Here is a 25,053-nt window from a genome sequence, read left to right on the forward strand (position 1 = left end):
TAGATACCCCCGTGCATGCACGGGGTACTTACTGTTACAACTCCATGCGGAGTTGACCAGAATCCTTTTCGCCCTGGTGTCTAACGTAATTCGCTATAACTTGTTCATTCACGCCTACGCTACTGACAAAGTAACCTGGCGACCACACAATGTTCTCTTTCCAGTAAACCTTACTTAGCCAACTGAACGTTTTTCGCATGTGGTGCGACGATTGGCTTTTTAGTTTACCCATGACGTCTGAAATACTGTATTTCGGTGGGATAAGCATCATCATATGCAGATGATCTTCATCAAAGCCTATCGTCTCAATCTCAACGCCAGGTAAACTTCGCAGTAACTTTGGCATAACCTTCCGTAGGTAGCTGCACATACCAGGATTCAGGATTTTCCGACGGTACTTAGTTACCCAAACTACGTGATACTTCGTGTAGTAGACACTATGGGATGAGGTGTAATATTGCATTTATCCATCGTACCGTCTCCAAAGGCATTCATCCACGGGTAAACCCGTGGTTTTCTGTATCCACAGAATAAACACACAATGTAATTGCACCTCTTCGTTTTATAAATATATACAGTAATAAGGTTGATAAATCATTAGCGAATATGGGGCATTAATAGAGGTGAGTTATGCGTTAACAATAAAGCAGAGGTAAGTCCCACATATGAGACAGCAACCAGAGTAAAGATGATGTATTTCTATCCAGAGTCAATTGTACGACTTGCATAAGGTACACCTGATAGCGCATTAGTTCATAACAGGGATCAACTGCTTATTTCCAACGATGAGTTGCTCTATTTATCCACCACCAAAAACAAAAAAGCCCACTAAGTTGAACTTTAGTGGGCTTTAAAATCAGTATGTAGCGTTATGCTGTTAGCTTTAAAAGATTATGATTTAGCGAGGCGATTCGCCTTCCAAACATAAAGCAGTTCAAGCGCAATCGTCGCGCCAGCCAATGCGGTAATCTCACTTTGGTCGTACGCTGGAGAAACATACACCTCGCCGTTATCATCAATTCCAAAAAACCTTGGCTCCAGTGCTTTACATTATACTCAGCACAGATGCGTTCCAAATTAACCGAATTTTTCCAATTCTGGAGACCTCACACTATAGAGCCATCGACAGAAGATACCTCATTGGAATAGCGAGGTATAACTCAACAAAAAACGTTCAAAAACGATTTGTTGGCTGCATTAACCGATATTATTAAGAGTGAGTCCAACCATTGATATTTGTGGTTACGATTACGTTTTTTATCGACGATCCGACTTAAAGTGACAGGTAAGGAATTAGAACCGGCGACGGTGTCGCCTGAGCGGCCTACGGCCGAAAACAAAGAGACTCAACCTACTAGGGTGCTTTACATGGATCGTTTATCCTATAGGTCATGCATCCGAATAAGCCCATCAAACAACTCTTCAATGCCAACGATACTTGGCTGAACTACCTCAATAAGTACCGAGAAACCCTCCGAACCGTCGTCATTGAAAACGTCACCAAGATGCTCGCTTGCAGTACCGCTGCTTTTGGCTCTAAAGAGTATCGATGCACTCATGCTGACTGCACCCATCACAAATACATTCACCAGACGTGTAAATCTCGCTTTTGCAGCAGTTGTGGCATAAAAGCCACAGAGCGGTGGATACGAAAGCAACAACATGTCTTTCCTGAGTGTGAGTATCAACACGTTACGTTGACGCTACCACACACGTTGTGGCCCATCTTTCGGGATAATCGTTTTCTTCTCAATCATCTCTTTAGCTGCGCAGCCAAAATCTTCTTAGGATGGGCAAAGCAACTCGATATCGATATTGGCGTGTTCTGTGCACTTCATACCTACGGCAGAAAGCTGAATTGGAATGTGCACATCCACTTATCTGTCACCCGCGGGGGCTTATGTAAGAGGACAGGTCTATGGAAGCCCATTTTCTTTAAAGCTAAGACCACTGAGAAGTGTTGGCGTACCGCCATCACTCAACTTCTTAGCTCCAATTACTCAGAGTTAGACTTAAGTGGAGAAAACTGCCCTTTTATTCGCAATGAGCAAGATTGGTCCCGATTTTTAACCAGCCAATATTGCCGTCGATGGAAGCTGCACTTTGCAAAGAAAACAGCCAACGTGACGCCAACCATGACTTACCTCGGCCGATACCTAAAACGGCCACCGATATCGGCGTCGCGTTTACGACATAACTTCCAGGGAGGCTTGGTGACGTTTGATTACCTCAACCATAGGAATGGTCGAACGGAATCCCTCATTTTGAGTCCAGAAGCTCTGATAGAGCGCATGATTGAGCATATTCCAGATAAGCACTTCAAAATGATTCGATACTTCGGTTTTCTATCAAACCGACGTCGTGGTGAGATGCTCCCTAAGGTCTACGGTGCCTTGGGTGTCGCTCCTAAAGACGCACCTGAAATGCCCGGTTACGCAGCTATGCTGAAAGGGTATGTGAAGGTTGATCCGTTTGAGTGCATTCTTTGTGGGCACCGTTTAACGTTTCTTCGCTTTAGGGCTGGGGAGCCGCTGTCAGAGCTGGTCCACCATGCTCTGGTTCAAGCCCAAATCAGGTCAATTTAGGCGTTTCACAGGATGGGTGTATCTGAAATGGCGAAAACAGCATGAAAGTGTTCAACAAACATCCGTGTTTAGATTGTAGAGCAGAAGTTAGATGAGTCAGCGACTCATTCCGACGAGAGTTATGCCGCGATCGTTCAGGTCAGGAAACATTGAGATTCCTTACCTTCAAGGTTTTAGGCCAAATATAACCACTTCTCTACCACAATCATCGCTATCACCAACACAAACTGTATCCCGCGATTCGATGCCTATTAACACTTCGTTCTTCCAACTAAAACTCGCTCACTTCCATGTTGTAAACGCTCAAATATTGAACTTTTCTGCTCATATCTTGTAAATACCAATATCTTCTAGTAACTTCAACTGACCAATCAATCGGTCAGCTTTCGAATTTAGGGGATACTATGAGCCATAATCTAGATCTTGAACCAACCACGTCGAACATCAACGGCATGGATCAAATATTCAACCGACAAAAAGATCACTACCGCAGTAATGTTAATCCAGCGCTTGAGCAGAGAAGAAAAGACCTCTCGGAATTAAAAGCGTTGCTAATGCGCTACCAAGGGCAATTGATTCATGCGGTGTCTGAAGATTATGGCCATCGAGCGAAACACGACAGCTTGATTGCTGATATCACCCCTTCTCTTCACCAAATCAATTACAGCCTGAAGAACCTTAAGAAATGGTTAAAGCCATCTCGCAGAAAAGCAGGCTTAATGCTAACACCCGCGAAGATCACCGTTCATTATCAGCCAGTGGGTGTTGTCGGTATCATTGTTCCTTGGAACTTCCCGGTAATGCTCTCTTTAGGGCCCCTCATTACTGCGTTGGCGGCAGGTAATACTGCAATGCTCAAGATGTCTGAGTTCACTCCAGCGACCAACCGAGTTTTAAAAGCCATGTTGGCTGAAGGATTTAACAAAGATCAGGTTGCGATTATCGAAGGCGAAGCGGATGTTTCCGCGAAATTTAGCCAACTACCGTTTGATCATATTCTATTCACAGGGTCGACCTCTGTGGGTAAGCACGTAATGAGAGCAGCAGCCAACAACTTAACGCCTGTCACTTTGGAATTAGGCGGCAAATCTCCAACGATTATTGCCCCTGACTTTTATGTGGCTGATGCCATTGAACGCATCCTATTTGCAAAAAGCTTAAACGCTGGCCAGATTTGCGTGGCACCCGATTACATCTTATTGCCACGAGAAAAAGTCGACGCGTTCATCACAGCTTATAAGCAGTACTTCAAAAAACTTTATAAAGAAGGTATTGAAAGCATAGACTTAACCTCAGTGATCGATATGCGCCAATACAATCGTTTGAAGGGTGTAATTGCAGATGCTCAGTCTAAAGGTGCGGTTATTCACACTGTCACCGAGCAAGCACAAGACGATGTGAACCACAGAATGACACCACACCTTCTAACCGAAGTGAACGACGACATGGTCGCGATGCAAGAAGAGTTGTTTGGCCCTATTCTGCCTATCGTGCCTTATGATTCTATTGAAGAAGCGATCAGCTACATCACAGCAAGAGAACGTCCACTTGCTTTGTATCTGATGAGTCATGATAAACAGACCCAAGAACAGTTCTTATCGAATACGCATTCTGGCGGTGTTTGTATTAACGACTCGCTAGTGCATGTGGCAGCAGAAGACGCACCGTTCGGTGGCATTGGCCCTTCAGGCATGGGACACTACCATGGTATTGAAGGCTTCAAGACCTTTAGCCATGCCAAAACCGTTCTAAGTAGAGGAAAAATTAACTTCACCAAGTTAATGCACCCTCCTTACAACAACCCAATTAAAAAGATTCTGTTCAAAGTACTAAATAGATGATTACGAAAAGGCAAAAAATCCTAGATGCTGCGCTCCTGCTCTTCTCTCAGCAAGGGCTAGAGGGCACATCTACAGGACAAATAGCGAAAACAGCAGGCGTCGCAAAAGCGACACTGTTTCATCACTTCGAGAACAAACCGTTATTAATTGATGAGCTGTTTCGCGAGCTAAAACTGGCACTATTTTCTAACCTTCAACCACACACTGATATCGCTGAACAAGATCGCTACCAAGCCTTTAAGTTAATGTGGATTACAGGGCTTGAATGGGCGTTAGAAAATCCAATTGCGATGAAGTTCTTCACCAATGTTCATTTCGATCCGACGACTCAAACGCGAGAAGTCATCGTCTCACAGATGTTCGCATCATTAGACGAGATCATTTTGAAAGGACAAGAAATTGGTGAACTGATGGTGTTAGACATCAACCTTGTTAGGCACTTCATCCACAGCCACTTTCTGATTTGTGCAAACTGGTTGATTGAGCAGAATGAGTTACCGCCAGAGCGGTCAGCCAAGTACATCAGCGATAGCTTCGACATGTGCTGGCGAGCTGTCGGCGGAAAAAAAACGACTCGAGCGCCAAGCTCAGATTAACAAGGAAAAAGCACAACAAGAGCAACCGAAGCCACAAGCGTTATACCTACAACAAGTGAATAGTTCTAAAAAACACTCACTACTAACCGTTTAAGAGTGTCGCCTAAATTTTGGTTCTGGTGCTCCTATTAGCTTCTCTCTATCACAAGGGGAACGATGCTATCTAACCGGGGCTAACGGGTGCGGAAAATCGACACTGTTAAAAGCCATTCATGGCCAACACTCGAACTATACCGGTTCCATTAAGCACTTAGGGGCGACCGTATACTTGGATCAACACTTTGGCCTGTTAGACACCAACGACACCATATTCGATAGTTTGATGACACACAGCTTTGAGTTAACAGAAAGTGACGCTCGAACCTTGCTCGCTGGAATAGGGTTCAGTCGAGACTCCGTATACCGAAAAGTGGCTCATTTAAGTGGTGGTGAAAAAATGAAACTGGCGATGCTGATCGTTAGCCACAAGCAAGGCTCCCCGCTTCTATTACTCGATGAACCGGACAACCACCTAGACATCGACTCAAGGCAAATATTGGCGTCCGCTTTACATGAATACCGAGGCGCTTTTATCTTAGTCAGTCATGACGTGGATTTTGTTGAGGAGGTCGGCGTTAGCCAAAATCGTATTCAGCTTTAACCTTGATATCATCGACCGCTGAGCTTAGGTAGACGAGTATTGTTACGGGTACTCGCCTTTCTCGATTGAGACAAGTAAACTACGCGCCTCGAACATCTAATCATAAGGCTAAGGTTTGCATACTCTAGAACAATTAAAATCAGGGCAACTTAAAGGTATTAAGCGCTTAAAATTATCAGAAGATCTCACTGAGTTTCCATTAGAAATCTTGGATCTCGCCGATTCACTAGAGATTCTGGACCTTTCGGGGAATCAGCTGTCAGAATTACCAGAAGAGTTATCACAGCTGACTAACCTGCGTATTATCTTCGCGTCGAATAACCAGTTCACGCACCTGCCTGATGTTCTGGGGTCACTTCCTAAGCTCGAAATGGTTGGCTTCAAAACCAACCAAATCAAAACCGTTAGCGAGCAGTCTCTGCCGATTCAACTATGTTGGTTAATCCTGACCGACAATGCGATCGAGGTTCTGCCTAGCTCGCTAGGTGAAAGACCACGACTACAGAAACTGGCATTAGCAGGCAACAAGATTCGGGTTTTGCCAGAAAGCATGGAAAACCTATCAAACCTTGAACTGGTTCGTCTGTCTGCAAACCAACTGACTGAATTCCCAGAACTCCTTATCAAGCTACCCAAACTGGCTTGGTTAGCCTTTGCGGGTAACCCGTTTTGCAAACACCCAGGCAGCTTAGATAGCGTGCCTGCCGTAAGCTCACAATGCTACTCACTCAATCAAGTGCTGGGCCAAGGTGCGTCTGGGGTAATTTCTCATGCTAACTGGTTAAATCGTGTCTTTGATTTCCCACAAGAAGTGGCGGTTAAAGTCTTCAAAGGCGAAGTGACCAGTGACGGCTACCCACATGATGAACTTGAAGCGTGTCTTCAAGCAGGCCAACATAGCCACCTAGTGAAGTCTATCGCTCAAGTCGACGAGTCAGACTACCTAGCGTTAGTCATGGAACTGATCCCGAGCAACTATTACAACCTAGGTTTGCCCCCTACTCTTGAAAGCTGCACTCGCGATACATTCAACGAAGGCTTTAAGCTTTCAATTGCTCAGATCAACAGCATTACCGAACAGATGATTGATGTGTTTGAACACCTTCATGCCAACAAAGTTTGTCATGGTGATCTATACGCACACAACACTTTGGTTAACGAGCAAGGTCTGATGATCTTTGGTGACTTTGGCGCTGCGACGATCTACGGTTACCTGACTGAAGAGCAGCAACAAGGTATTCGTAGAATTGAAGCGCGTGCATTGAAGTACTTTTTTGAAGACCTACTGACGGTTTGCGCTGCAAGCGATATCAATTCAGAGTTGTATAAGAAACTCGAAAGCTATCACGCATAAGAGCGACCAAGCTTAAGCGTTCAATCAAGGTTCGATAGAAATGAAAAAGCTAACGTTTATCGTTAGCTTTTTTTGTTTTGGAATTTGATGAATCCAATCAGACTCAAGTTTGGCTTGCTTCTGTTATTTCTCTTACTTAATAACTTAACTAGCTTCCACCTGAACAAGCTTGAGGTAAGAGTGGAGTTCTTGATTCTTATACTCCACTGCCGAATGAATATTGAGGTCTTTACACGCGACAACATCAAACTGGTAACGATTGTCACCTTTATTGATTTCAACTTGCAGCAACCCGCTTTTCAATAACCAATGACCTTGTGTTTCAAACCGGTCAAACAAACGATGTTCAGTTAAGCTACCATCAGAATGAAAGTGAACCTCGGTAATGTACCCTGCTGGACAACTTTTTACCCAAGTCCGCCCTAAGACATCTTCTTCAACAAAGTTTCTTTTGCTCTCGCACCACTTTAAATAATCGGCACTCTCGCTCAGTTCACTATCAAGGTCATTCTTAGACAGTAACGTTTAGTCTTGCTGTTCACGACAGTAAAGCTGAAGTAGTGTCTGCTGGTTATTACTCATAAAACGCCATCCCTAGCTAGTCAATCCAACCCAATTAGGCTTAAGCTATCAACTCATAAGAGACAACATAAAACTCAGAGATCCCTGGGTAGATATCTTGAATCACACCCTTCAGAACTTCCAGCGTCATGTTCTCTTGCTCCGCATGGAACTCACCTAAGTCATCAAACAGGATTGGTTCAACGCTAATGATCTTAAGATTACAGAATACACGTCCCTGCTCTAGCGTTGATACTTCTACAACACTGCCCGGCTGGTAATTGCGCTCAGATTCATCACGAATTGTGATGGTCTTTTTGCCTGAAAGGATATCGGTTTCAAAACGTTCGAAGAACGTCATAGTAGTAGGTGCGGTCATTTATCTCGGTCGCTTAACATTAGAGGTTAGGTAGATGTTTATATACCAGAATGCCTGTTCAAGCGAATAAAAATTAGATGCGAGATGCGAGAGAATGCGGCAAAGCCAAATAGCAGGCAATAAAAAAGGAGAACCGAAGTTCTCCTTTTATTAAACCTTTAAGCTAACTCTAAATTATAGAGATGCTTTCGCTTTTTCAACTAGAACAGCAAATGCTGCTTTGTCGAATACTGCGATGTCAGCAAGAATCTTACGGTCGATCTCGATAGATGCTTTCTTAAGGCCATTGATGAAACGGCTGTAAGATAGACCATTTTGACGAGATGCCGCGTTGATACGTGCAATCCAAAGTTGACGGAATTGACGTTTCTTGTTGCGACGGTCACGGTAAGCGTATTGACCAGCTTTGGTAACTGCTTGGAAAGCTACGCGGTAAACACGTGAACGTGCTCCGTAGTAACCTTTAGCTTGTTTTAGAACTTTCTTATGACGTGCACGAGCTTGTACACCACGTTTTACGCGAGGCATTATGCTTCTCCTAAACTAAACGAATTTATAAACTAAAAAGAATTAAGCGTATGGCATCATACGTAGAACTTGAGCAACTTCACATTTAGGAAGGATTGAGTTCGGACGAAGCTGACGCTTGTTCTTAGTAGTACGCTTAGTCAGGATGTGACGTTTACCAGCGTGCTTAAACTTAATACCACCAGCAGTTTTCTGGAAACGCTTAGCAGCACCTTTGTTGGTTTTCATCTTAGGCATGATGAATAACTCCGCATTGTTGAGTTGTTAATAACATAGTAATTAGGGCGAACAAAACCCCGCAACCTGAGGCTGCAGGGTTTAATTACTTGCAAAGCCGTTAATTACTTCTTTTTAGGGGCCAACACCATGATCATCTGGCGACCTTCAATTCTCGTTGGGAAAGATTCGACAACTGCAAATTCTTCAGTATCTACTTTCAAACGATTAAGAACGTCAACACCGATTTCTTGGTGAGCCATTTCGCGGCCACGGAAGCGAATTGTTACCTTCACTTTGTTGCCGTCTTCAAGGAAACCAGTCAGGTTGCGTAGTTTTACCTGATAGTCTCCAATATCAGTTCCAGGTCGGAATTTGATTTCCTTGATCTGAACCTGCTTTTGCTTTTTCTTCTGCTCTTTCGCAGCTTTGCTCTTCTCGAAGAGGAACTTACCGTAGTCCATCACACGACAAACTGGCGGCTCGGCGTTAGGGCTGATCTCTACAAGATCCATACCAGCTTCATTTGCAGCTTCCATCGCTTCAGCGATTGTTACTACACCAACAGCTTCGCCGTCTGCGCCAGTTAGACGCACTTCACGAACGCCACGAATGTCACCGTTTAAACGGTGCTGGTTTTGTTTGGCCGGTTGTTGGCCACGTCTTCCGCCTTTAATAGCTATTCCTCCAGATTGAGCTTACGGCTTGAAACCTCGGCTTGGATGTATGAAATAAAGTCATCCACTTTAAATTTGCCAAGGTCCTTACCTTTACGTGTACGTACTGCAATTTCGCCGGCTTCCATTTCTTGGTCACCACACACAAGCATGAACGGTACACGTTTCAAAGTATGTTCGCGGATTTTAAAGCCAATCTTCTCATTTCTCAAGTCTGCTTTGACTCTAAATCCACTTTTTTGCAGTTTTTTCGCAATTTCTTGTACATATTCAGACTGTTTGTCTGTAATGCCCATAACAATTGCTTGTTCTGGCGCCAACCACGTTGGGAAGAAGCCAGCGTATTCTTCAATAAGAATACCGATGAAGCGTTCTAGTGAACCTAAAATCGCGCGGTGAATCATAACTGGCGTGTGACGCTCGTTATCCTCACCTACGTAAGTTGCACCTAAACGTTCTGGTAATGCAAAATCGAGCTGCACTGTACCACATTGCCATGCGCGGTCCAAACAATCATGCAAAGTAAATTCAATCTTAGGTCCGTAGAACGCACCCTCGCCTTCTTGAATCTCGTATGCAATCTCCATCGCCTCAAGCGCTTGCTTAAGATCGGCCTCTGCACGGTCCCACATTTCGTCTGAACCTACACGCTGTTCTGGACGAGTAGATAGCTTAACAACGATGTTTTCGAAACCGAAAGTTGTGTAAGTATCGTAAACCATTTCAATACAAGCTTTAACTTCTTGCTGAACTTGGTCTTCAGTACAGAATACGTGAGCATCATCTTGAGTGAAGCCACGAACACGCATAATGCCGTGAAGTGCGCCAGACGGCTCGTTACGGTGACATGAGCCGAACTCGGCCATACGTAGCGGTAGATCACGGTAAGATTTCAAACCTTGGTTAAAGATTTGAACGTGACCAGGGCAGTTCATTGGCTTAATCGCGTATTCACGGTTCTCTGAAGAAGTCGTGAACATCGCTTCAGCGTACTTATCCCAGTGACCAGAACGTTCCCAAAGAACACGGTCCATCATTAATGGGCCTTTTACTTCTTGGTAATCGTACTCAGTCAGTTTCTGACGAATAAAGACTTCTAGCTCACGGAAGATAGTCCAACCGTTGTGATGCCAGAACACCATGCCTGGTGCTTCTTGCTGCATGTGGAATAGATCTAAGTGCTTACCGATTTTACGGTGATCACGCTTAGCCGCTTCTTCTAGACGCACTAAGTGAGCCTTGAGCGCTTTCTTGTCGTGGAATGCAGTGCCGTAGATACGTTGAAGCATCTTGTTGTCACTATTACCACGCCAGTAAGCACCCGCTACGTTAAGTAGCGTGAAGTGCTGGCAGAAGCCCATATGTGGAACGTGTGGACCACGACACATATCGATGTATTCTTCATGATGGTACAGGCCTGGACGATCGTCTTTAGAAACGTTCTCATCCAAGATTTCGATTTTGTAAGTCTCGCCGCGAGCTTCGAATGCGTCACGCGCTTCCTGCCAGCTAACTTTCTTCTTAACAACCTGATACTTGGTCTTCGCTAGCTCTTTCATACGCTTTTCAATCTTTTCTAGATCTTCTTGCGTTAGAGAGTGCTCAAGGTCGATATCGTAGTAGAAACCGTTATCGATGGTAGGACCGATCGCCATTTTCGCTTCTGGAAAAAGCTGCTTAATCGCGTGACCTAAAAGGTGAGCACATGAGTGACGAACGATCTCAAGGCCATCAACTTCATCTTTAGCTGTGATGATTTCTAGGCTTGCATCGTTTTCGATAAGATCACAAGCATCAACACGCTCGCCGTCTACACGACCAGCAATGGTTGCTTTCGCAAGACCAGGACCGATTGATAGGGCAACATCTAGAGTTGATACAGGGTTGTCAAATTGACGCTGACTACCGTCAGGAAGAGTAATAATTGGCATTATTTGTCCTTTACAGTGGTGTTGCACACCAAGCAACACATGAAAATTATTTAATATATTTAATTCAAAAAGTTAGATAACTTGATGGGGATATATGTAAGAATTGGTACAAATTTAGGTACAAATACAGATGCACCCTCATTTATTCCAAAGGTATTGTAACGAATTAACATGAAATGACAATAATGTACTGGATAAGAGCTCGAGGAAAACTGTCATCTCTAAATGACAGTTCTTTTTATGATCAGCGGTCAAGCATATATAAGCTTTGTTGCACATCTAAATTTAGGGATATAGAGCAACCCTGTTTCGCATATTTCTTAACCAATACGACAAGTTTCAGGCATACCTAACCCAGTAAACTTGTTCAACGCTTTTATCATCGCGTAAATTTCACCTACCTGTGAATTGTAATTTCTTAAGCTCAGTTGCCCTCCTTGCAATTGTTTAACTCGATACATCGCTGTTTCTAAGAGTGAACGTTTGTGGTATCCATACCGCTCTTTCCAATACTTATTCGAGCCGTATAACTTCTGACAACCCACGGCGAGATTTCGAAGTTGACCAGGCTCCCAGAAGGCTGCCCCCTCTCTTGGGGGACTAAGCGCAACGGCTCGTTTAATCTTAATAGCAGCGTAGCACGCTCTCGTGTCGTAAGCGCCATCACCAGACATCTCAAGGATACTTCGGCGTGTTTTTTCAGTAAGTTAGGGAGTACTTCTCCATCTGTAACCGTCGATAAACTTAGCTCGGCGGCAATGATCTCGTGAGTGTTGGTATCGACGGCAATATGCAGCTTTCGCCAGACTCTACGCTTGCCATCCGTCCCATGTTTTTTGACTTTCCATTCACCTTCGCCATAAACCTTAAGGCCAGTAGCATCAATAGCTAGGTGTTGTATCGCTCCTCTCGTTTTAGTCTTAAATGAGACCTTAACTTGCTTGGCTCTACGACTGATGCAAGTGTAATGTGGACAGCTTAATAGAATATGGGCAAGTCTAAAGATCGAGTCGATAAACCCTTGCAGCGCTCACAGCGGCATAGAACAAACTCGCTTCACCATCATCGCTGTCGTGCTAGCTAAATCAATGAACCGACGTGGTCTCCCGCGCTTATTTTGTTTGCTTTGCTCCCACCCGCTTATCGCCTCTTCATCAATCCAAAAGGTCAAAGAGCCACGGTTAATAAGTGATTGGTTGTATTGCTTCCAGTTGGTTGTTTTGTAACGTGGTTTAGGCATGAGGGCTACGAGAGATAAAGGACGTAACAGATCAGATCATAGGCTTTGGATTTAGTTCCATTGAATTACGCAACAAAGCCTTCTCCCTTCCCCTTTAATGCATTAGCCTTTTTATGCAGTAGTCTATACATCTCGCATTTTCTCATGAGATAAAACAAGTAAATTAAATATTTTCACCCATGACTTTATTTTGAATTTTATTAATAAAACCCAGAGTACTTCAATCTGAAATCTTATTTACAAATAACATACCAATTACACCAACCATCTATTTTTATAACATCCAACCACTGACCGATAATAATAAATAAAACATTGAAAAAGTAATCATTTAGTTATAAATTCCAATTTTAACCGTCATTCCGCAGCCAATTCTAGATTTTAATTAGTGTGATCCCACGATCATTTATCAATAATGATTGCAGTTGAGACTTGACGCAGATCCCCCGTTTTGATCTATTACTTTTATTTGCCGGTAACTTGCGATGTCTGCTCCTCAACCTGTCATAAAACGCTTAGATCATCTTGGATTAATCGCTGCATTCTGTCATGAGATTGATTTACCCGGGCTTATCGACCGCATAATTCCTAAGTATTCAGAGCATAATGTCTCACACGGTGATGCCGTTCTAGCCATGATTTTGAACGGTTTGGGCTTCCATAGTCGAACATTGCATATGTTTTCTGACTTTTTCGAGACAAAGCCAATATCAAAGCTGCTTGCTAAAAACATAGAAGCGCACCACTTAACTGATGATGTTCTTGGGCGCACATTAGATGCTTTATTTGAAGCTGATGTATCTATTTTATATCAAGTTATTGCAGAGCATACCGTTGAAAAATTGGGCCTCAAGACAGAGTCTGTCCACCTTGATATAACGAGTTTCCATGTTGATGGTGAATATGCTCAATCAGCAGAGGATGACATTAATTCTATTCAACTCGTCAAAGGTTATAGTCGAGATCACCGACCTGAATTGAATCAGGTTGTCCTTGAATTAATTTGTGAAAATCAAGCAGGGCTCCCTGTTTATATGCAGCCCGAATTCAACTCCGAAGTGCGACACTCTCCAATATCAAGCAGCCAATACCATTTCTTTAAAGACAATCGCTGGTTGCTTGAAGTCTAAACACTTTTTCGGTCGATAATTTATCCGTGATACAGCGAATTCAATATCGCTGTCTGTTACCGTTGTTAAGTCGGTTCCTTTCTTCACATATTGCCTTAAAAGCCCGTTAGCATTCTCATTGGCTCCACGCTCCCAAGAACTATAAGGGTGGGCAAAGTACACATCAGCCTCCAACGCCTTTGCGATGGTTTCGTGGCCTGCAAACTCTCTCCCGTTATCTGCCGTGATGGTATGGACATGTTCCTTATAAGGCATGAGTAGCTCGATGGTGGCTTTGGTGACATCATCTGCTGACTTCGATGGCACTTTCTTGACCACGTAAAATCGTGTTTTACGCTCTAAAATTGTCACCATAGCACCAGTGCCATGTTTGCCTAATACGGTGTCGATTTCCCAATCACCCAATCGCTCCTTACTGTCAACGATGCTTGGCCTATCATCGATAGAAACAGCATTCTTGATCGCTGGCGCTTTCTCTTTTCTACCGCGACGATACCGCTTGTGACCTTGCCTCAAGTGGCGATATAACTTGCCTCCCAAGCGTTTATCCTGCGCAACAAATCGGTAGATCCACTCATGGCTGACAGCGGCACCGACTCTCGTTAATACACTGGAAATCTGCTCTGGACTCCAATCCGATTCCAAAAGGAGACGGATAAAATCAACACGCTCCTGAGGTATTCTGTATTTACGAGCTGATGTGCGTTTTTTGATTGAGAATACCTGAGCTTCGCTTGGGCAATAATGACTGCTTCTACTGCCGCGTTTAAGCTCACGATATACCGTAGAGCGATGGCACTGAACAGTTTTAGCTATTTCAGAAACCGAAATCCCCCGTTCCAAAAGAGCAGAAATCTGGTATCTTCTGCCCTCGGTCAACTGCTGATAATTCATGGTAGTACTGCTTGTTTCTTTGGCGAGAAGAGCGTACCACTTTCAGCAGTTGGCTTCCTCTTCTACACCTTTCCATGAATGTCGCACTTATTATCTGAAATCGGGCAGGCTCTCAGTGGAAACACGAACGATGCAAAAGCATTTGCAGAGGTCACTAAGCGCCATATTCACTGTCTTAAAGCCGCGCAAAATAGTCGTTACTTTATTGCTGATGCAGCTTTATACACGTCAGACAGTATTTGCTCACTTGATGAACAAAAGCAGAAGTTCATTACACGCGTCCCAATGACCATTAAAATGGCCAAACAAGCTCTACTGGCATTATCGCCAGCGCAATTAGAGCCTATCGGTAATGGTTATTCGGGGCACTGGATTGAATCTGATTATGGCAACGTGAAGCAGCGATGGTTGTTAGTGAACAGCGAGCAAGCGACAAAGCGAGAAGAAGCCACTTTTTATAAAAATTTGGATAAAAATCTGACCAAAGAGCTTAAATCTCTAGCTCAATTAGCTAAGAAACAATTTGCCTGTGCGACTGATGCACAAAAGGCTATGAGTGAATTTCAGAGTCAATGCCAACTGTTGAGTTTCGAGCAAAGTGAGATACGGCAAGTGCCCGAGTTTGCTGGCCGAGGGCGCCCTAAAAAAGATGAGGTTCCAACTGGATACCACTACAAAATTGAAGCAAATCCGTTCACTGATTTAGAAAAAGTAAAACTCGCGAAGCTTAAAGTTGGTATGTTCATTCTTGCGACCAATGATACTGAAAGTACCGATCTCGATATGGCTGCGTTACTGGAACACTACAAGTCACAACAGAAAGTCGAGCGAGGTTTTCGCTTCCTTAAAAGCCCTGAGTTTTTAACATCATCTATCTTCTTAAAAAAACCACAACGCATCGAAGCTTTACTCATGATAATGACCTTAAGCCTAATGGTTTATGCTGGACTCGAGCATAAGATACGTGAAGAGTTGGCTGTTACTGAAGAATTTTTTCCAAGCATGGTTAAGAACAAAACCACATCTAAGCCAACTGCTCGCTGGGTGTTTTTAAAATTTGAAGGGGTCGATACACTTGAGTTCGGCGAACAATGGTTTATCACCGGCATTCAAGACCATCAGAGGAGATTGCTTCAATTGCTAGGTAAGCTATATGAAGCAATTTATTCCTAAATGAGGTGCGGAATGTCGGATAGAATAACGTAAACTAATTTACACTTTAAGTATGTGTAACAGACTGATAAATAGTTATATTAGGCGCTATTTCCAAAAAACTCAGTAACATCGAAAAATCTCCTCTTTCTTCTCGCCACTCTAGATATTTGTCTAGATCTCTCTCAGATTCCCAATAAACACAAATCATAAATTCATATTCAGACCGACGGAAAACTTGTGCCCCTTTATTTCCAGGAAATTCTCTGGTTTCTGGCAAGATTCTTTTAAAGAACGCTAACAAATTTTCTGATTCACCTGGTTTCGCTTGAAATTCAAATGTTGTCATTTTCTGCATAACTTACTCACAAATATTTTTATTATTTACTGAACTAACTTCAAGGTGACTTGAGATTAGTTCACTCAACGATCTACTAACTCGTATTATGAAGTGAGCCCCTAGAAACACTAATGGCAAAAGTGACACAATAAATGCCAAAAAAGACAAATCTTAAAAATGATAGGTTTGGGTTTTACATATAAAATTTTCATGACCTATCTCACGTCGACCAAGCAGGCCTAAACCGGAAAGAGAAACACTAATACAACATCTATGCGCCAGACCACAACATCAATACTAGAGGCTTCTCTGGCGACACGCTGACTAGCGCTTTCACCCTCTACACTTAATACCAAATCATAGACCTTATAAACCACGAGTTGCACCTTGAGTATCGTTGGTATGAAGGCGCAGAAGACGGTGAAACTGAATTTTCAGAAGCCGCCAATGAAATGATGTTTGGGTATCGGTATCTCATGCAACGCTCAGCGGTCGATATATTCATTATCGAGAACATCTTCAACATGGACAACTCCACTGACGTTGTATTCCAATTGACCTATCGGCATCATTGGTAAACACATCTGAGGTCGAGAGTAAAAACAAAAAAGCCGAACTAAAAAGTTCGACTTTGGAAGACTATGTTGTTTGTATATAAGTCAGAGCAACTATCTACTCATAATTCTTGAGATTGCGTTGCGAATGTCTGAGTCAGCCGCGTTTACTGGTAAGCTGAATGAGATATATTGGTCGCCACGAAAGCTCATTGAGCGGTCGATTTCTGCTAAACAGTGAACCACTGAACCTTCAACGATGAATGATAGCTCGATCTCTTTGTTGTTCATGAAGCCGCCGCTGCGAAATTCAATCTCTTGGTAGCAGCCCGAGCGTGAAGCGAAAGTGTTCCCTTTCAAGAAGCCTTTCTCTACGTCTGCTTTCACCATTGCCATGCCCGATGCTTCGACACCTTGGATAATTTTAGCAACCGTTGGCAATGGATGAACAGAGATAAAGTCGCGGTCTTTAGGGTCAATCGCGAAGCCGATATCTAGGTTGGTTTCTACCCACACGTGGCATTGGTTCATTTGTGCGTTCAACGCGGTGACTGGCGTTTCATCATTCAATTTAAGACGGAAAGGAATCAGCTTGGTTTCGCCAGGTTGGATGACGAAAGGCTCTACCGCTTGAATACGACCCAGTGAAAAAGTTTCGTAGCTGGTGCTGTCTTCGGTTTCAACTTTCACTTCTGTGTTAAGAACTAAGTTGATCATGTCAATTTGTTGTTCAACGTCGCCGCCAACAATGTGAACATTGCCAGACAATTCTCCACCTTGGAAAACGTCAATATTATCTAAGACGGTATCAACTTTTGCTGCACCGATGCCCAACGAGGCCTTTAATTTCTTAAACATATTATTTCCCTTTCTAATTATCTGATTTACGAATAGTTATTGCGTGATAATTTGCGACACTTACCTCACAGAATCAAGCAGTTTGCCCCATCTATGTTGAATAAGGTCACATTGCCCGAGGAAATGTTGTAATCGTGAAAAATTCCGTTACTCTATTTGTATAGTCAAATAAGGTTTCATTATGTCGAAAGCGCCGCTCTACCTTCAGATAAAACAGTTCATAGACGACAATATCACCAGTGGTCACTGGCCAGTGGGTTACCAGATAACCACAGAGCTAGAACTCACCGAGCAGTTCAAAGTGAGTCGAATGACAGTGAATAAGGCCATTCGAGATTTGGTGTCTGAAGGTAAGCTAATCAGGAAACCAAGGCTGGGTACTTTTGTTTGTGAACCAGACGAAAAAGCACAATCTCCCCTGCTTGACATCAACAATATCGCGCAAGAGATCAAAGACCGAGGCCAAACGTATGCTAGTCAAGTTATCAAGCACAAGAGCATCAAGGCTGATGAAAGCACCGCCACACGGTTAGGTGTCATGATCAATGCTGAAGTATTCTATAGTGAAATCATCCACTTTGCTGACAACACACCGATTCAATTGGAAGCGCGCTGGGTGAACTCTCAAGCCGCTCCAAAATATCTAGAGCAAGACTTTTCAACCTCGACACCCAATGAATACCTTTCAAAAAGCTGCCCGTTAAGTGCTATCGAGCACACGGTTGAAGCCATTATTCCTGACTCTCAAATTAGAACGTCACTAAAGCTATCTGAATCAGAGCCTTGCCTACTTTTGAATAGAAGAACATGGAGTAAAGAACGCCTAATCAGCTTTGCATTGCTTTACCATCCTGGTTCTAAGTACAAATTAAGCTCTAAGATACTTCTAGATTAAAGAACATCATCCTGATCGCCGATCACATTTTTGCAACATCAACTTGATTCGGGTCAGCGTTTAGCCTATTTATTTGTATATACATTTGATGTTTAGCAAAGATCTAGGTGATTATGAATTTGATCCTCAAAAACGCACGAGTGGTCTCGATGAGCTCGGGAGCCGATGGTTATCAGCCTTCTTCCCCTCAAGATATCGTTATCGAAAACGGTAAGATCGTGTCCATCTCTCGTTCAAACCACGGCGCACTTGCTTCTGAGTTAGAACAAGTAAATGTTGATGGTTCTTTGGATTACATCACCTATGACTGCAAGAACAAGCTGGTAACACCTGGGTTAATTGATTGCCACACTCATCTCGTATTTGCAGGTAATCGTGGCAACGAGTTTGAGCAGCGTTTGAATGGTGTGTCTTATACCGACATCGCCAAGCAAGGCGGCGGCATTCTGGCGACAGTCACTGCGACACGCGCAGCACAAGAATCCGAACTGGTTGAAATGGCCTTGCCGAGACTTGATGGTCTGCTAAGAAGTGGCGTAACCAGCATTGAAGTAAAATCGGGCTACGGTTTAACACTTGAAGATGAGCTCAAGATGTTACGTGCAGCGAAAGCGTTAGAAAATCATCGTCGTATTAAGATCACCACAACTCTCCTTGCAGCACATGCTGTACCACCAGAATATAAAGAGCAGCCCGATCGTTATATTGATCTGGTTTGCCAAGAAATCATTCCTAAAGCTGCAGAGCAAGGGCTCGCCGATGCGGTTGACGTGTTCTGCGAATCTATCGGCTTCAACCTAGAACAAACCGAACGTGTATTTGCCGCAGCCAAAAAACATGGACTCGCGATTAAAGGCCATACTGAACAACTCTCTAATATGGGTGGCAGTGCGCTTGCAGCTAAATACGGCGCTCTCTCTGTTGATCATGTTGAGTACTTAGATGAAACCGGAGTAAAAGCGCTGGCTGAATCAGGCACGGTCGTCACCTTATTGCCCGGTGCTTTCTACTTCTTGAAAGAGACTCAGCAGCCACCCGTTGCCCTACTTCGTGAGTACAATATCCCAATGGCAATCGCGACTGACTTAAACCCCGGCACCTCTCCCTTTGCTGATTTAACGCTGATGATGAACATGAGCTGCACCCTATTTAGTACGACGCCTGAAGAAGCACTACGCGGTGTAACTTGTAACGCTGCTGCCGCCATTGGCGACTCAAAATCCAAAGGCAAAATCGAAGTGGGTTATGCCGCTGATTTAGCTATCTGGAATATCGATCACCCTGCCGACTTAAGCTATCAAGTTGGTGTTCCTCATCTGCATAAACGCATTGTTAATGGCGAGGTGTGTCATGACTCAATCTAATTCCAACGGCATTCAAAAGAACGCAGCAACCGTACATAACTTTGTATGGACGGGACGCAATGATCTTGAAGATGGTTTGCAAGGCACTCGCGTCCACCACATCACCAGTCAAGTGCAAAGTAGTCATTCAAATAACGAGCTTACTGATGGCGCTATCGCTTTGGTAGGCTTTGCTAGCGATGCAGGTGTGGCAAGAAACAAAGGTCGAGTGGGCGCGAAACAAGCACCCAACCTGATTCGCCAAGCGTTGGCTAATATGGCTTGGCACAGTGACACGCACATCGCGGATCTTGGTGATATCGAGTGCAATGATGGTCAACTAGAAGTCAGCCAAAAACAGTGCGCATCTGTGATTGCCAATGCCTTATCAACCAACAAAGTGATTACGCTTGGCGGTGGTCATGAAGTGGCTTGGGCATCTTTCCAAGGCCTCTCTGAGCATTTACATAAAGTAGAAAACCTAGATAAAACGGAACGCTTTGATAAAGATAAACCAGTACACAAACCGAAGATCGGCATCGTTAACTTTGATGCTCACTTTGATCTTCGAGAATTTGAAAGCGACATCGCCGACGTTAAACCCAGTTCAGGCACGCCTTTTAACCAGATCAGCGATTACTGCCACAAACATCAGTGGCCGTTTCATTACGCTTGTCTTGGTGTGAGTACTGCCAGTAATACCAAAGCGCTGTTTAACAAAGCCGACCAACTGGGCGTTTGGTATGAACACGACCGCAACATGACCCAAATAAACCAAGTCGCTCAACTGGGTAAATTACAAAAATTCATCGCTGAGTGTGATTACCTCTATCTCACTATTGATCTTGATGTGTTCCCCGCTGCGACTGCACCGGGTGTAAGTGCACCAGCGGCAAGAGGCGTGAGCTATGAAGCACTCGCTCCTTTTCTAGAACAGATTTTCCAACACAGTGAAAAACTCATTATCGCGGACATTGCGGAATACAACCCAGACTACGACATCGATGGCCAAACGGCTCGATTGGCGGCACGTTTGTGTTGGGATATAGCCAGTGCAATGGCCAGTGACTAATCCAGCTATACCGATAACTACAACTACAACTACAACGATATAACGTGAAATAGAAGGAATTCCAAAATGACGGAACACCACAATAGTGACCCTCGTCTCGACACGACTCGCGAAATTCGCGCACCTCATGGTACGACTTTGCGCGCTAAATCTTGGTTAACAGAAGCACCACTGCGTATGCTGATGAACAACCTAGACCCAGATGTGGCAGAACACCCACATACACTGGTTGTGTATGGCGGTATTGGTCGCGCGGCGCGTGATTGGAAATGTTATGACAAGATTGTTGAAGTATTAGAGCGTTTAGAAGACGACCAAACGTTGCTTGTTCAATCAGGTAAACCTGTGGGCGTGTTCCCAACTCATAAAAACGCACCTCGCGTACTGATCGCGAATTCTAACCTTGTTCCACACTGGGCGAACTGGGAACACTTCAACGAGCTCGATAAGGAAGGCTTGATGATGTATGGCCAAATGACAGCAGGCAGCTGGAGCTACATTGGCTCGCAAGGCATCGTTCAAGGCACTTATGAAACGTTTGTTGCTATCGCGAAGAAGCACTTCCAAGGCGAAGCGAGCGGCAAGTGGGTTCTAACGGGTGGTCTTGGCGGTATGGGTGGTGCTCAACCTCTTGCTGCAACAATGGCAGGTTTCTCGATGATTGCGGTTGAATGTGATGAATCACGAATCGATTACCGCTTACGTACTGGTTATGTCGACAAAAAAGCCACCAGCATAGATGAAGCGATGGCGATGATTAAAGAGTCAGACACACCAATCTCTGTCGGCTTGCTTGGTAACGCAGCAGACGTATTCTCTGAGCTTGTTGAACGCAATATCACGCCTGACGTAGTCACCGACCAAACCTCTGCCCACGATCCACTGAACGGTTACTTGCCTCAAGGTTGGACGATGGAGAAAGCAGCGCAAGAGCGCACCATTGATGAAGCAAAAGTAGTGAAGGCCGCGAAACAATCAATGGCGATTCAAGTTCAAGCCATGCTAGATCTTCAATACCGTGGCGCTGCGACCGTCGATTACGGCAACAACATTCGCCAAATGGCACTGGAAGAAGGTGTGGAAAACGCATTTGATTTCCCAGGTTTCGTTCCTGCATATATACGACCTCTTTTCTGCGAAGGCATCGGTCCATTCCGTTGGGCTGCCCTATCTGGCGACCCTGAAGACATCTACAAAACAGACCAAAAAGTAAAAGAATTGATTCCAGATAACCCGCACCTACACAACTGGCTAGATATGGCGCGTGAACGCATTCAGTTCCAAGGCCTACCAGCGCGTATCTGTTGGGTTGGTTTGAAAGATCGTGAGCGTTTAGGTCAAGCATTCAATGAAATGGTTAAAAATGGCGAACTGAAAGCGCCCGTTGTTATCGGTCGTGACCACCTAGATTCAGGTTCAGTAGCAAGCCCGAACCGCGAGACAGAAGGCATGATGGATGGATCAGATGCCGTATCAGATTGGCCTCTATTGAACGCTCTGCTAAATACTGCAGGTGGCGCAACATGGGTTTCTCTGCACCACGGTGGTGGCGTTGGCATGGGCTTCTCACAACACTCAGGAATGGTGATTTGTTGTGACGGCAGTGAAGATGCATCGCAGCGTATTGCTCGCGTACTTCACAATGATCCGGCCACCGGCGTTATGCGTCATGCTGATGCGGGTTACGATATTGCCAAGCAATGTGCTAAAGAGCAAAAGCTTGACCTACCAATGCTAAACGAAGAACTTCGTCGCCTTTAATGTCTGGAGAAAACATGTTGAATTTATTACTTAAACCAGGACTTCTAGGCCTACCTGAACTGCGTAAGATTAGCCGTAGCCCTGTGAACTTATCACTTGATCCTGCAGCTATTCCTGATATTGAAGCGAGCATGCACGTTGTCGAACAAGTGATTGCTGAAGATCGCACTGTGTATGGCATCAACACGGGTTTTGGCTTATTAGCGAATACCAAAATTGCCCCTGAAGATTTAGAAGTACTACAGAAAAGTATCGTACTTTCTCACGCTGCAGGCATCGGCAAGTTCATGTCTGATGAAACTGTGCGTTTGATGATGGTGCTCAAGATTAACAGCTTGTCTCGTGGTTACTCGGGTATCCGACTTAAAGTCATCAATGCTCTTATCGATCTAGTGAACGCGCAAGTTTACCCATGTGTTCCACAAAAAGGATCAGTTGGTGCTTCAGGAGATCTTGCTCCCCTTGCACACATGAGTACAGTTCTACTAGGTGAAGGCCAAGCACGTCACAACGGCAAGATCATCACAGGCTTAGAAGCAATGCAAATCGCTGGCTTAGAGCCAATCACACTTGCTCCTAAAGAAGGCTTAGCTCTGTTAAACGGCACACAAGCATCGACAGCATTTGCATTAGAAGGTCTGTTCGCAGCTGAAGACTTATTCGCGTCTGCAACCGTGTGTGGTGCGATGTCTGTAGAAGCAGCGCTAGGTAGTCGTCGTCCGTTTGACCCTCGTATACACCGCGTTCGTGGTCATCGCGGCCAAATGGATGCAGCACTTGCTTACCGTCATATGCTTGATCAAAAGAGTGAGATTGGCGAATCACATACTTGTTGTGAAAAGGTTCAAGACCCTTACTCACTGCGTTGTCAGCCTCAAGTGATGGGTGCGTGTTTACAGCAAATTCGTAACTCAGCAGAAACCTTAAACATTGAAGCAAATGCCGTATCCGACAACCCGCTTGTTTTCGCTGACGATGGCGACATCATTTCTGGTGGTAACTTCCACGCAGAACCCGTCGCAATGGCTGCGGATAACCTTGCACTAGCGATAGCAGAGATCGGTAGCTTGTCTGAACGAAGAATGGCACTGCTGATTGATAGCGCACTAAGTAAGCTTCCACCTTTCTTAGTCGATAATGGCGGTGTGAACTCGGGCTTTATGATTGCTCAAGTAACGTCTGCAGCACTCGCTAGTGAGAACAAAACCTTAGCGCATCCGGCGTCAATAGACAGCCTACCTACTTCTGCAAACCAAGAAGACCACGTATCAATGGCCACCTTTGCCGCTCGTAGGCTTAGATACATGGCTGAAAACACCCGTGGGATATTGGCAGTAGAATATTTAGCAGCAGCACAAGGGCTAGACTTCCGCGCTCCGAATCTATCTTCTCCTCGTGTGGAAGAAGCGAAGCAAATTCTGCGTGAGAAAGTGAGTTTCTACGACAAAGACCGATATTTTGCTCCAGATATTGAGCAAGCTAACCTGTTACTCAAATTATCCGTTCATAACCACTTAATGCCAGAAGGTACTTTGTGCAGTTTCTAGTACTTAAAATGCTGTAGTCGACACCAATTAAAGTATCATATAAACAAGGGCTATTAATTAGCCCTTGTTGCATTGAGCCAAAGGCCATATCTCCCTTAAAATCATCACATACCATCCAACGTATTTATCTAATTGACTGATATATAAGCATAGTTAACTGGATAGACCATTAGAACGAAGTTAGTTAGCTATAATCCACCCCAGATTTGATGACTAATAGCGATACTATGTTTCTGACACCTTACTTTTCTACTGAAGACAATCAATTTCAATTCACTCGTGAACAGGCTAGCCACTTTGCTAAAAAAGTAGCCGCTGACTTCAACCCAATTCACGATGAAGACAACAAACGCTTCTGCGTGCCTGGCGATCTTTTGTTTGCAGTACTTCTGCAAAAAGAAGGTATCAGCCAAAAAATGCGTTTTGATTTTTCAGGTATGGTGGGTAACGGTATTGCGCTAAGCGTTGACAACAAGTGTGAGAAAGAAAGCTCACTGGTTGACGAGAAAGGCAAAGAGTACCTACACATGTCTTGTGAAGGTGAAAAGAGCCACGATCAAGCTTTCATCGAACACGTAGTAACAAACTACGTTAAGTTCTCTGGTATGAACTTCCCACATATCATGGTTCCTCTTATGGAAGAGCAACAGATGATGATCAACTGCCAACGCCCTCTTGTAATTTACGAGAGCATGGAAGTTGAATTTACTCGCCTAGACCTGTCTCACCCAGAAGTTGAATTCTCTGGCGCGACTTTTGATGTTGAAGGCAAGCGTGGCATCGTGACACTAAACTTTGACTTTAAAGAAGACGGAGAAGTTGTCGGTAAAGGCGTGAAGCGCATGGTAGCAAGTGGCCTTAAGCCATACGACCAAGCTTCTGTCGACGACCTAGTAAACCGCTTCAACGAACGTAAAGAGATATTTCTAGCTCAGTTCGCAGCTGCCGCTTAATCAGCA

The 25,053-nt window shown here is 44.3% G+C and carries 20 protein-coding genes and 6 pseudogenes; 14 read left to right on the forward strand and 12 right to left on the reverse strand.

Annotated elements, in window-relative coordinates; all coding sequences use genetic code 11:
- Nucleotides 1-34: 34 nt before the first annotated feature.
- Together tnpA and ACMAZD_RS10285 are read right to left on the reverse strand one after the other, a co-directional pair.
- Nucleotides 35-463, reverse strand: coding sequence for an IS200/IS605 family transposase (gene tnpA / locus ACMAZD_RS10280; protein ID WP_140150538.1), 429 nt, complete (start codon nucleotides 461-463; stop codon nucleotides 35-37).
- Nucleotides 464-891: 428 nt separating this feature from the next.
- Nucleotides 892-1,002: pseudogene (locus tag ACMAZD_RS10285) on the reverse strand (agmatinase); the annotation flags it as partial.
- A gap of 389 nt (nucleotides 1,003-1,391) precedes the next feature.
- On the opposite strand from ACMAZD_RS10285, the gene ACMAZD_RS10290 reads away from it, so the two are divergent.
- The 5 genes and pseudogenes from ACMAZD_RS10290 (at nucleotide 1,392) to ACMAZD_RS10310 (ending at nucleotide 7,016) form a co-directional block, all read left to right on the forward strand.
- Nucleotides 1,392-2,585 (forward strand): IS91 family transposase, encoded by a 1,194-nt coding sequence (locus tag ACMAZD_RS10290; RefSeq protein WP_435247154.1) that lies wholly within the window; start codon nucleotides 1,392-1,394, stop codon nucleotides 2,583-2,585.
- A 404-nt stretch (nucleotides 2,586-2,989) separates the two neighbouring features.
- Entirely contained in the window at nucleotides 2,990-4,426 is a 1,437-nt protein-coding gene (locus ACMAZD_RS10295; RefSeq protein WP_435247155.1) for a coniferyl aldehyde dehydrogenase, read from the forward strand.
- Complete coding sequence (locus tag ACMAZD_RS10300; RefSeq protein WP_435247156.1) at nucleotides 4,423-5,022, forward strand: TetR/AcrR family transcriptional regulator; 600 nt, start codon at nucleotides 4,423-4,425, stop codon at nucleotides 5,020-5,022. Before ACMAZD_RS10295 ends, ACMAZD_RS10300 begins: the two co-directional genes overlap by 4 nt.
- Nucleotides 4,985-5,662 (forward strand): annotated as a pseudogene (locus tag ACMAZD_RS10305) (ATP-binding cassette domain-containing protein); the annotation flags it as partial. The gene ACMAZD_RS10300 and the pseudogene ACMAZD_RS10305, both read left to right, overlap by 38 nt.
- Before the next feature lie 115 nt (nucleotides 5,663-5,777).
- Nucleotides 5,778-7,016 (forward strand): leucine-rich repeat-containing protein kinase family protein, encoded by a 1,239-nt coding sequence (locus ACMAZD_RS10310; RefSeq protein WP_435247157.1) that lies wholly within the window; start codon nucleotides 5,778-5,780, stop codon nucleotides 7,014-7,016.
- 144 nt (nucleotides 7,017-7,160) lie between these two features.
- Here the strand turns inward: ACMAZD_RS10310 and ACMAZD_RS10315 are convergent, their stop codons facing one another.
- The 7 genes and pseudogenes from ACMAZD_RS10315 to ACMAZD_RS10345 all read right to left on the reverse strand — a co-directional run bounded on the left by ACMAZD_RS10315 (nucleotide 7,161) and on the right by ACMAZD_RS10345 (nucleotide 12,548).
- Nucleotides 7,161-7,535, reverse strand: coding sequence for a hypothetical protein (locus ACMAZD_RS10315; protein ID WP_435249361.1), 375 nt, complete (start codon nucleotides 7,533-7,535; stop codon nucleotides 7,161-7,163).
- Nucleotides 7,536-7,638: 103 nt separating this feature from the next.
- The gene (gene yqfB / locus ACMAZD_RS10320) at nucleotides 7,639-7,956 is read right to left on the reverse strand and encodes a N(4)-acetylcytidine aminohydrolase (protein WP_435247158.1); all 318 of its coding nucleotides are present in this window, start codon (nucleotides 7,954-7,956) and stop codon (nucleotides 7,639-7,641) included.
- A 174-nt stretch (nucleotides 7,957-8,130) separates the two neighbouring features.
- The gene (gene rplT, locus ACMAZD_RS10325; protein WP_004733517.1) at nucleotides 8,131-8,484 is read right to left on the reverse strand and encodes a 50S ribosomal protein L20; all 354 of its coding nucleotides are present in this window, start codon (nucleotides 8,482-8,484) and stop codon (nucleotides 8,131-8,133) included.
- A 42-nt stretch (nucleotides 8,485-8,526) separates the two neighbouring features.
- Nucleotides 8,527-8,721 (reverse strand): 50S ribosomal protein L35, encoded by a 195-nt coding sequence (gene rpmI, locus ACMAZD_RS10330; RefSeq protein WP_004738430.1) that lies wholly within the window; start codon nucleotides 8,719-8,721, stop codon nucleotides 8,527-8,529.
- Between the two features lie 104 nt (nucleotides 8,722-8,825).
- The gene (gene infC, locus ACMAZD_RS10335) at nucleotides 8,826-9,296 is read right to left on the reverse strand and encodes a translation initiation factor IF-3 (RefSeq protein WP_009846505.1); all 471 of its coding nucleotides are present in this window, start codon (nucleotides 9,294-9,296) and stop codon (nucleotides 8,826-8,828) included.
- 83 nt (nucleotides 9,297-9,379) lie between these two features.
- A complete protein-coding gene (gene thrS, locus ACMAZD_RS10340) occupies nucleotides 9,380-11,308 on the reverse strand; it encodes a threonine--tRNA ligase (protein WP_029223062.1) in 1,929 nt (642 codons plus the stop codon).
- Nucleotides 11,309-11,628: 320 nt separating this feature from the next.
- Nucleotides 11,629-12,548 (reverse strand): annotated as a pseudogene (locus ACMAZD_RS10345) (IS5 family transposase).
- A 485-nt stretch (nucleotides 12,549-13,033) separates the two neighbouring features.
- Between ACMAZD_RS10345 and ACMAZD_RS10350 the strand changes: the two are divergent.
- A pseudogene (locus tag ACMAZD_RS10350) lies at nucleotides 13,034-13,588 on the forward strand (IS1634 family transposase); the annotation flags it as partial.
- A gap of 36 nt (nucleotides 13,589-13,624) precedes the next feature.
- Here ACMAZD_RS10350 and ACMAZD_RS10355 read toward each other — a convergent pair.
- On the reverse strand, nucleotides 13,625-14,572 hold the full coding sequence (locus ACMAZD_RS10355; RefSeq protein WP_435247159.1) for an IS30 family transposase: 948 nt from the start codon (nucleotides 14,570-14,572) through the stop codon (nucleotides 13,625-13,627).
- A 105-nt stretch (nucleotides 14,573-14,677) separates the two neighbouring features.
- On the opposite strand from ACMAZD_RS10355, the pseudogene ACMAZD_RS10360 reads away from it, so the two are divergent.
- Nucleotides 14,678-15,745, forward strand: a pseudogene (locus ACMAZD_RS10360) (IS1634 family transposase); the annotation flags it as partial.
- 46 nt (nucleotides 15,746-15,791) lie between these two features.
- On the opposite strand, the gene ACMAZD_RS10365 reads toward ACMAZD_RS10360, so the two are convergent.
- Nucleotides 15,792-16,082, reverse strand: a complete 291-nt coding sequence (locus tag ACMAZD_RS10365; RefSeq protein ID WP_241902041.1) for a putative quinol monooxygenase — start codon at nucleotides 16,080-16,082, stop codon at nucleotides 15,792-15,794.
- A gap of 185 nt (nucleotides 16,083-16,267) precedes the next feature.
- Here ACMAZD_RS10365 and ACMAZD_RS10370 point away from each other — a divergent pair.
- Nucleotides 16,268-16,642, forward strand: a pseudogene (locus ACMAZD_RS10370) (DUF3187 family protein); the annotation flags it as partial.
- 90 nt (nucleotides 16,643-16,732) lie between these two features.
- Here ACMAZD_RS10370 and ACMAZD_RS10375 read toward each other — a convergent pair.
- Entirely contained in the window at nucleotides 16,733-17,476 is a 744-nt protein-coding gene (locus ACMAZD_RS10375) for a sporulation protein (RefSeq protein WP_435247160.1), read from the reverse strand.
- A 181-nt stretch (nucleotides 17,477-17,657) separates the two neighbouring features.
- Between ACMAZD_RS10375 and hutC the strand changes: the two genes are divergently transcribed.
- From hutC to ACMAZD_RS10405, 6 genes are all read left to right on the forward strand, one after another.
- Nucleotides 17,658-18,371 (forward strand): histidine utilization repressor, encoded by a 714-nt coding sequence (gene hutC / locus ACMAZD_RS10380; protein WP_372226478.1) that lies wholly within the window; start codon nucleotides 17,658-17,660, stop codon nucleotides 18,369-18,371.
- A gap of 113 nt (nucleotides 18,372-18,484) precedes the next feature.
- Nucleotides 18,485-19,735, forward strand: coding sequence for an imidazolonepropionase (hutI, locus tag ACMAZD_RS10385; RefSeq protein WP_435247161.1), 1,251 nt, complete (start codon nucleotides 18,485-18,487; stop codon nucleotides 19,733-19,735).
- Complete coding sequence (gene hutG / locus ACMAZD_RS10390; RefSeq protein ID WP_435247162.1) at nucleotides 19,722-20,786, forward strand: formimidoylglutamase; 1,065 nt, start codon at nucleotides 19,722-19,724, stop codon at nucleotides 20,784-20,786. The genes hutI and hutG overlap by 14 nt, the downstream gene beginning before the upstream one ends.
- Nucleotides 20,787-20,852: 66 nt before the next feature.
- Complete coding sequence (gene hutU, locus ACMAZD_RS10395) at nucleotides 20,853-22,547, forward strand: urocanate hydratase (protein ID WP_435247163.1); 1,695 nt, start codon at nucleotides 20,853-20,855, stop codon at nucleotides 22,545-22,547.
- A gap of 14 nt (nucleotides 22,548-22,561) precedes the next feature.
- Nucleotides 22,562-24,094: a histidine ammonia-lyase gene (gene hutH / locus ACMAZD_RS10400; RefSeq protein ID WP_017085756.1), complete on the forward strand. Its 1,533-nt coding sequence runs from the start codon at nucleotides 22,562-22,564 to the stop codon at nucleotides 24,092-24,094.
- A gap of 227 nt (nucleotides 24,095-24,321) precedes the next feature.
- Nucleotides 24,322-25,047 carry a DUF3581 domain-containing protein gene (locus ACMAZD_RS10405; protein WP_435247164.1) on the forward strand — a complete coding sequence of 242 codons (726 nt, stop codon included), beginning with the start codon at nucleotides 24,322-24,324 and terminating at the stop codon, nucleotides 25,045-25,047.
- The last annotated feature ends 6 nt before the right edge of the window (nucleotides 25,048-25,053 follow it).

It is taken from the genome of Vibrio sp. nBUS_14, from assembly GCF_051201655.1.
Classification (GTDB): Bacteria; Pseudomonadota; Gammaproteobacteria; order Enterobacterales; family Vibrionaceae; genus Vibrio.

Coding starts and splice junctions, on each gene's coding strand:
- tnpA (WP_140150538.1), bottom strand. CDS start 463: ATGCAATATTACACCTCATCCCATAGTGTCTACTACACGAAGTATCAC.
- ACMAZD_RS10290 (WP_435247154.1), top strand. CDS start 1,392: ATGCATCCGAATAAGCCCATCAAACAACTCTTCAATGCCAACGATACT.
- ACMAZD_RS10295 (WP_435247155.1), top strand. CDS start 2,990: ATGAGCCATAATCTAGATCTTGAACCAACCACGTCGAACATCAACGGC.
- ACMAZD_RS10300 (WP_435247156.1), top strand. CDS start 4,423: ATGATTACGAAAAGGCAAAAAATCCTAGATGCTGCGCTCCTGCTCTTC.
- yqfB (WP_435247158.1), bottom strand. CDS start 7,956: ATGACCGCACCTACTACTATGACGTTCTTCGAACGTTTTGAAACCGAT.
- rplT (WP_004733517.1), bottom strand. CDS start 8,484: ATGCCTCGCGTAAAACGTGGTGTACAAGCTCGTGCACGTCATAAGAAA.
- rpmI (WP_004738430.1), bottom strand. CDS start 8,721: ATGCCTAAGATGAAAACCAACAAAGGTGCTGCTAAGCGTTTCCAGAAA.
- thrS (WP_029223062.1), bottom strand. CDS start 11,308: ATGCCAATTATTACTCTTCCTGACGGTAGTCAGCGTCAATTTGACAAC.
- ACMAZD_RS10355 (WP_435247159.1), bottom strand. CDS start 14,572: ATGAATTATCAGCAGTTGACCGAGGGCAGAAGATACCAGATTTCTGCT.
- ACMAZD_RS10365 (WP_241902041.1), bottom strand. CDS start 16,082: ATGCAGAAAATGACAACATTTGAATTTCAAGCGAAACCAGGTGAATCA.
- ACMAZD_RS10375 (WP_435247160.1), bottom strand. CDS start 17,476: ATGTTTAAGAAATTAAAGGCCTCGTTGGGCATCGGTGCAGCAAAAGTT.
- hutC (WP_372226478.1), top strand. CDS start 17,658: ATGTCGAAAGCGCCGCTCTACCTTCAGATAAAACAGTTCATAGACGAC.
- hutI (WP_435247161.1), top strand. CDS start 18,485: ATGAATTTGATCCTCAAAAACGCACGAGTGGTCTCGATGAGCTCGGGA.
- hutG (WP_435247162.1), top strand. CDS start 19,722: ATGACTCAATCTAATTCCAACGGCATTCAAAAGAACGCAGCAACCGTA.
- hutU (WP_435247163.1), top strand. CDS start 20,853: ATGACGGAACACCACAATAGTGACCCTCGTCTCGACACGACTCGCGAA.
- hutH (WP_017085756.1), top strand. CDS start 22,562: ATGTTGAATTTATTACTTAAACCAGGACTTCTAGGCCTACCTGAACTG.
- ACMAZD_RS10405 (WP_435247164.1), top strand. CDS start 24,322: ATGTTTCTGACACCTTACTTTTCTACTGAAGACAATCAATTTCAATTC.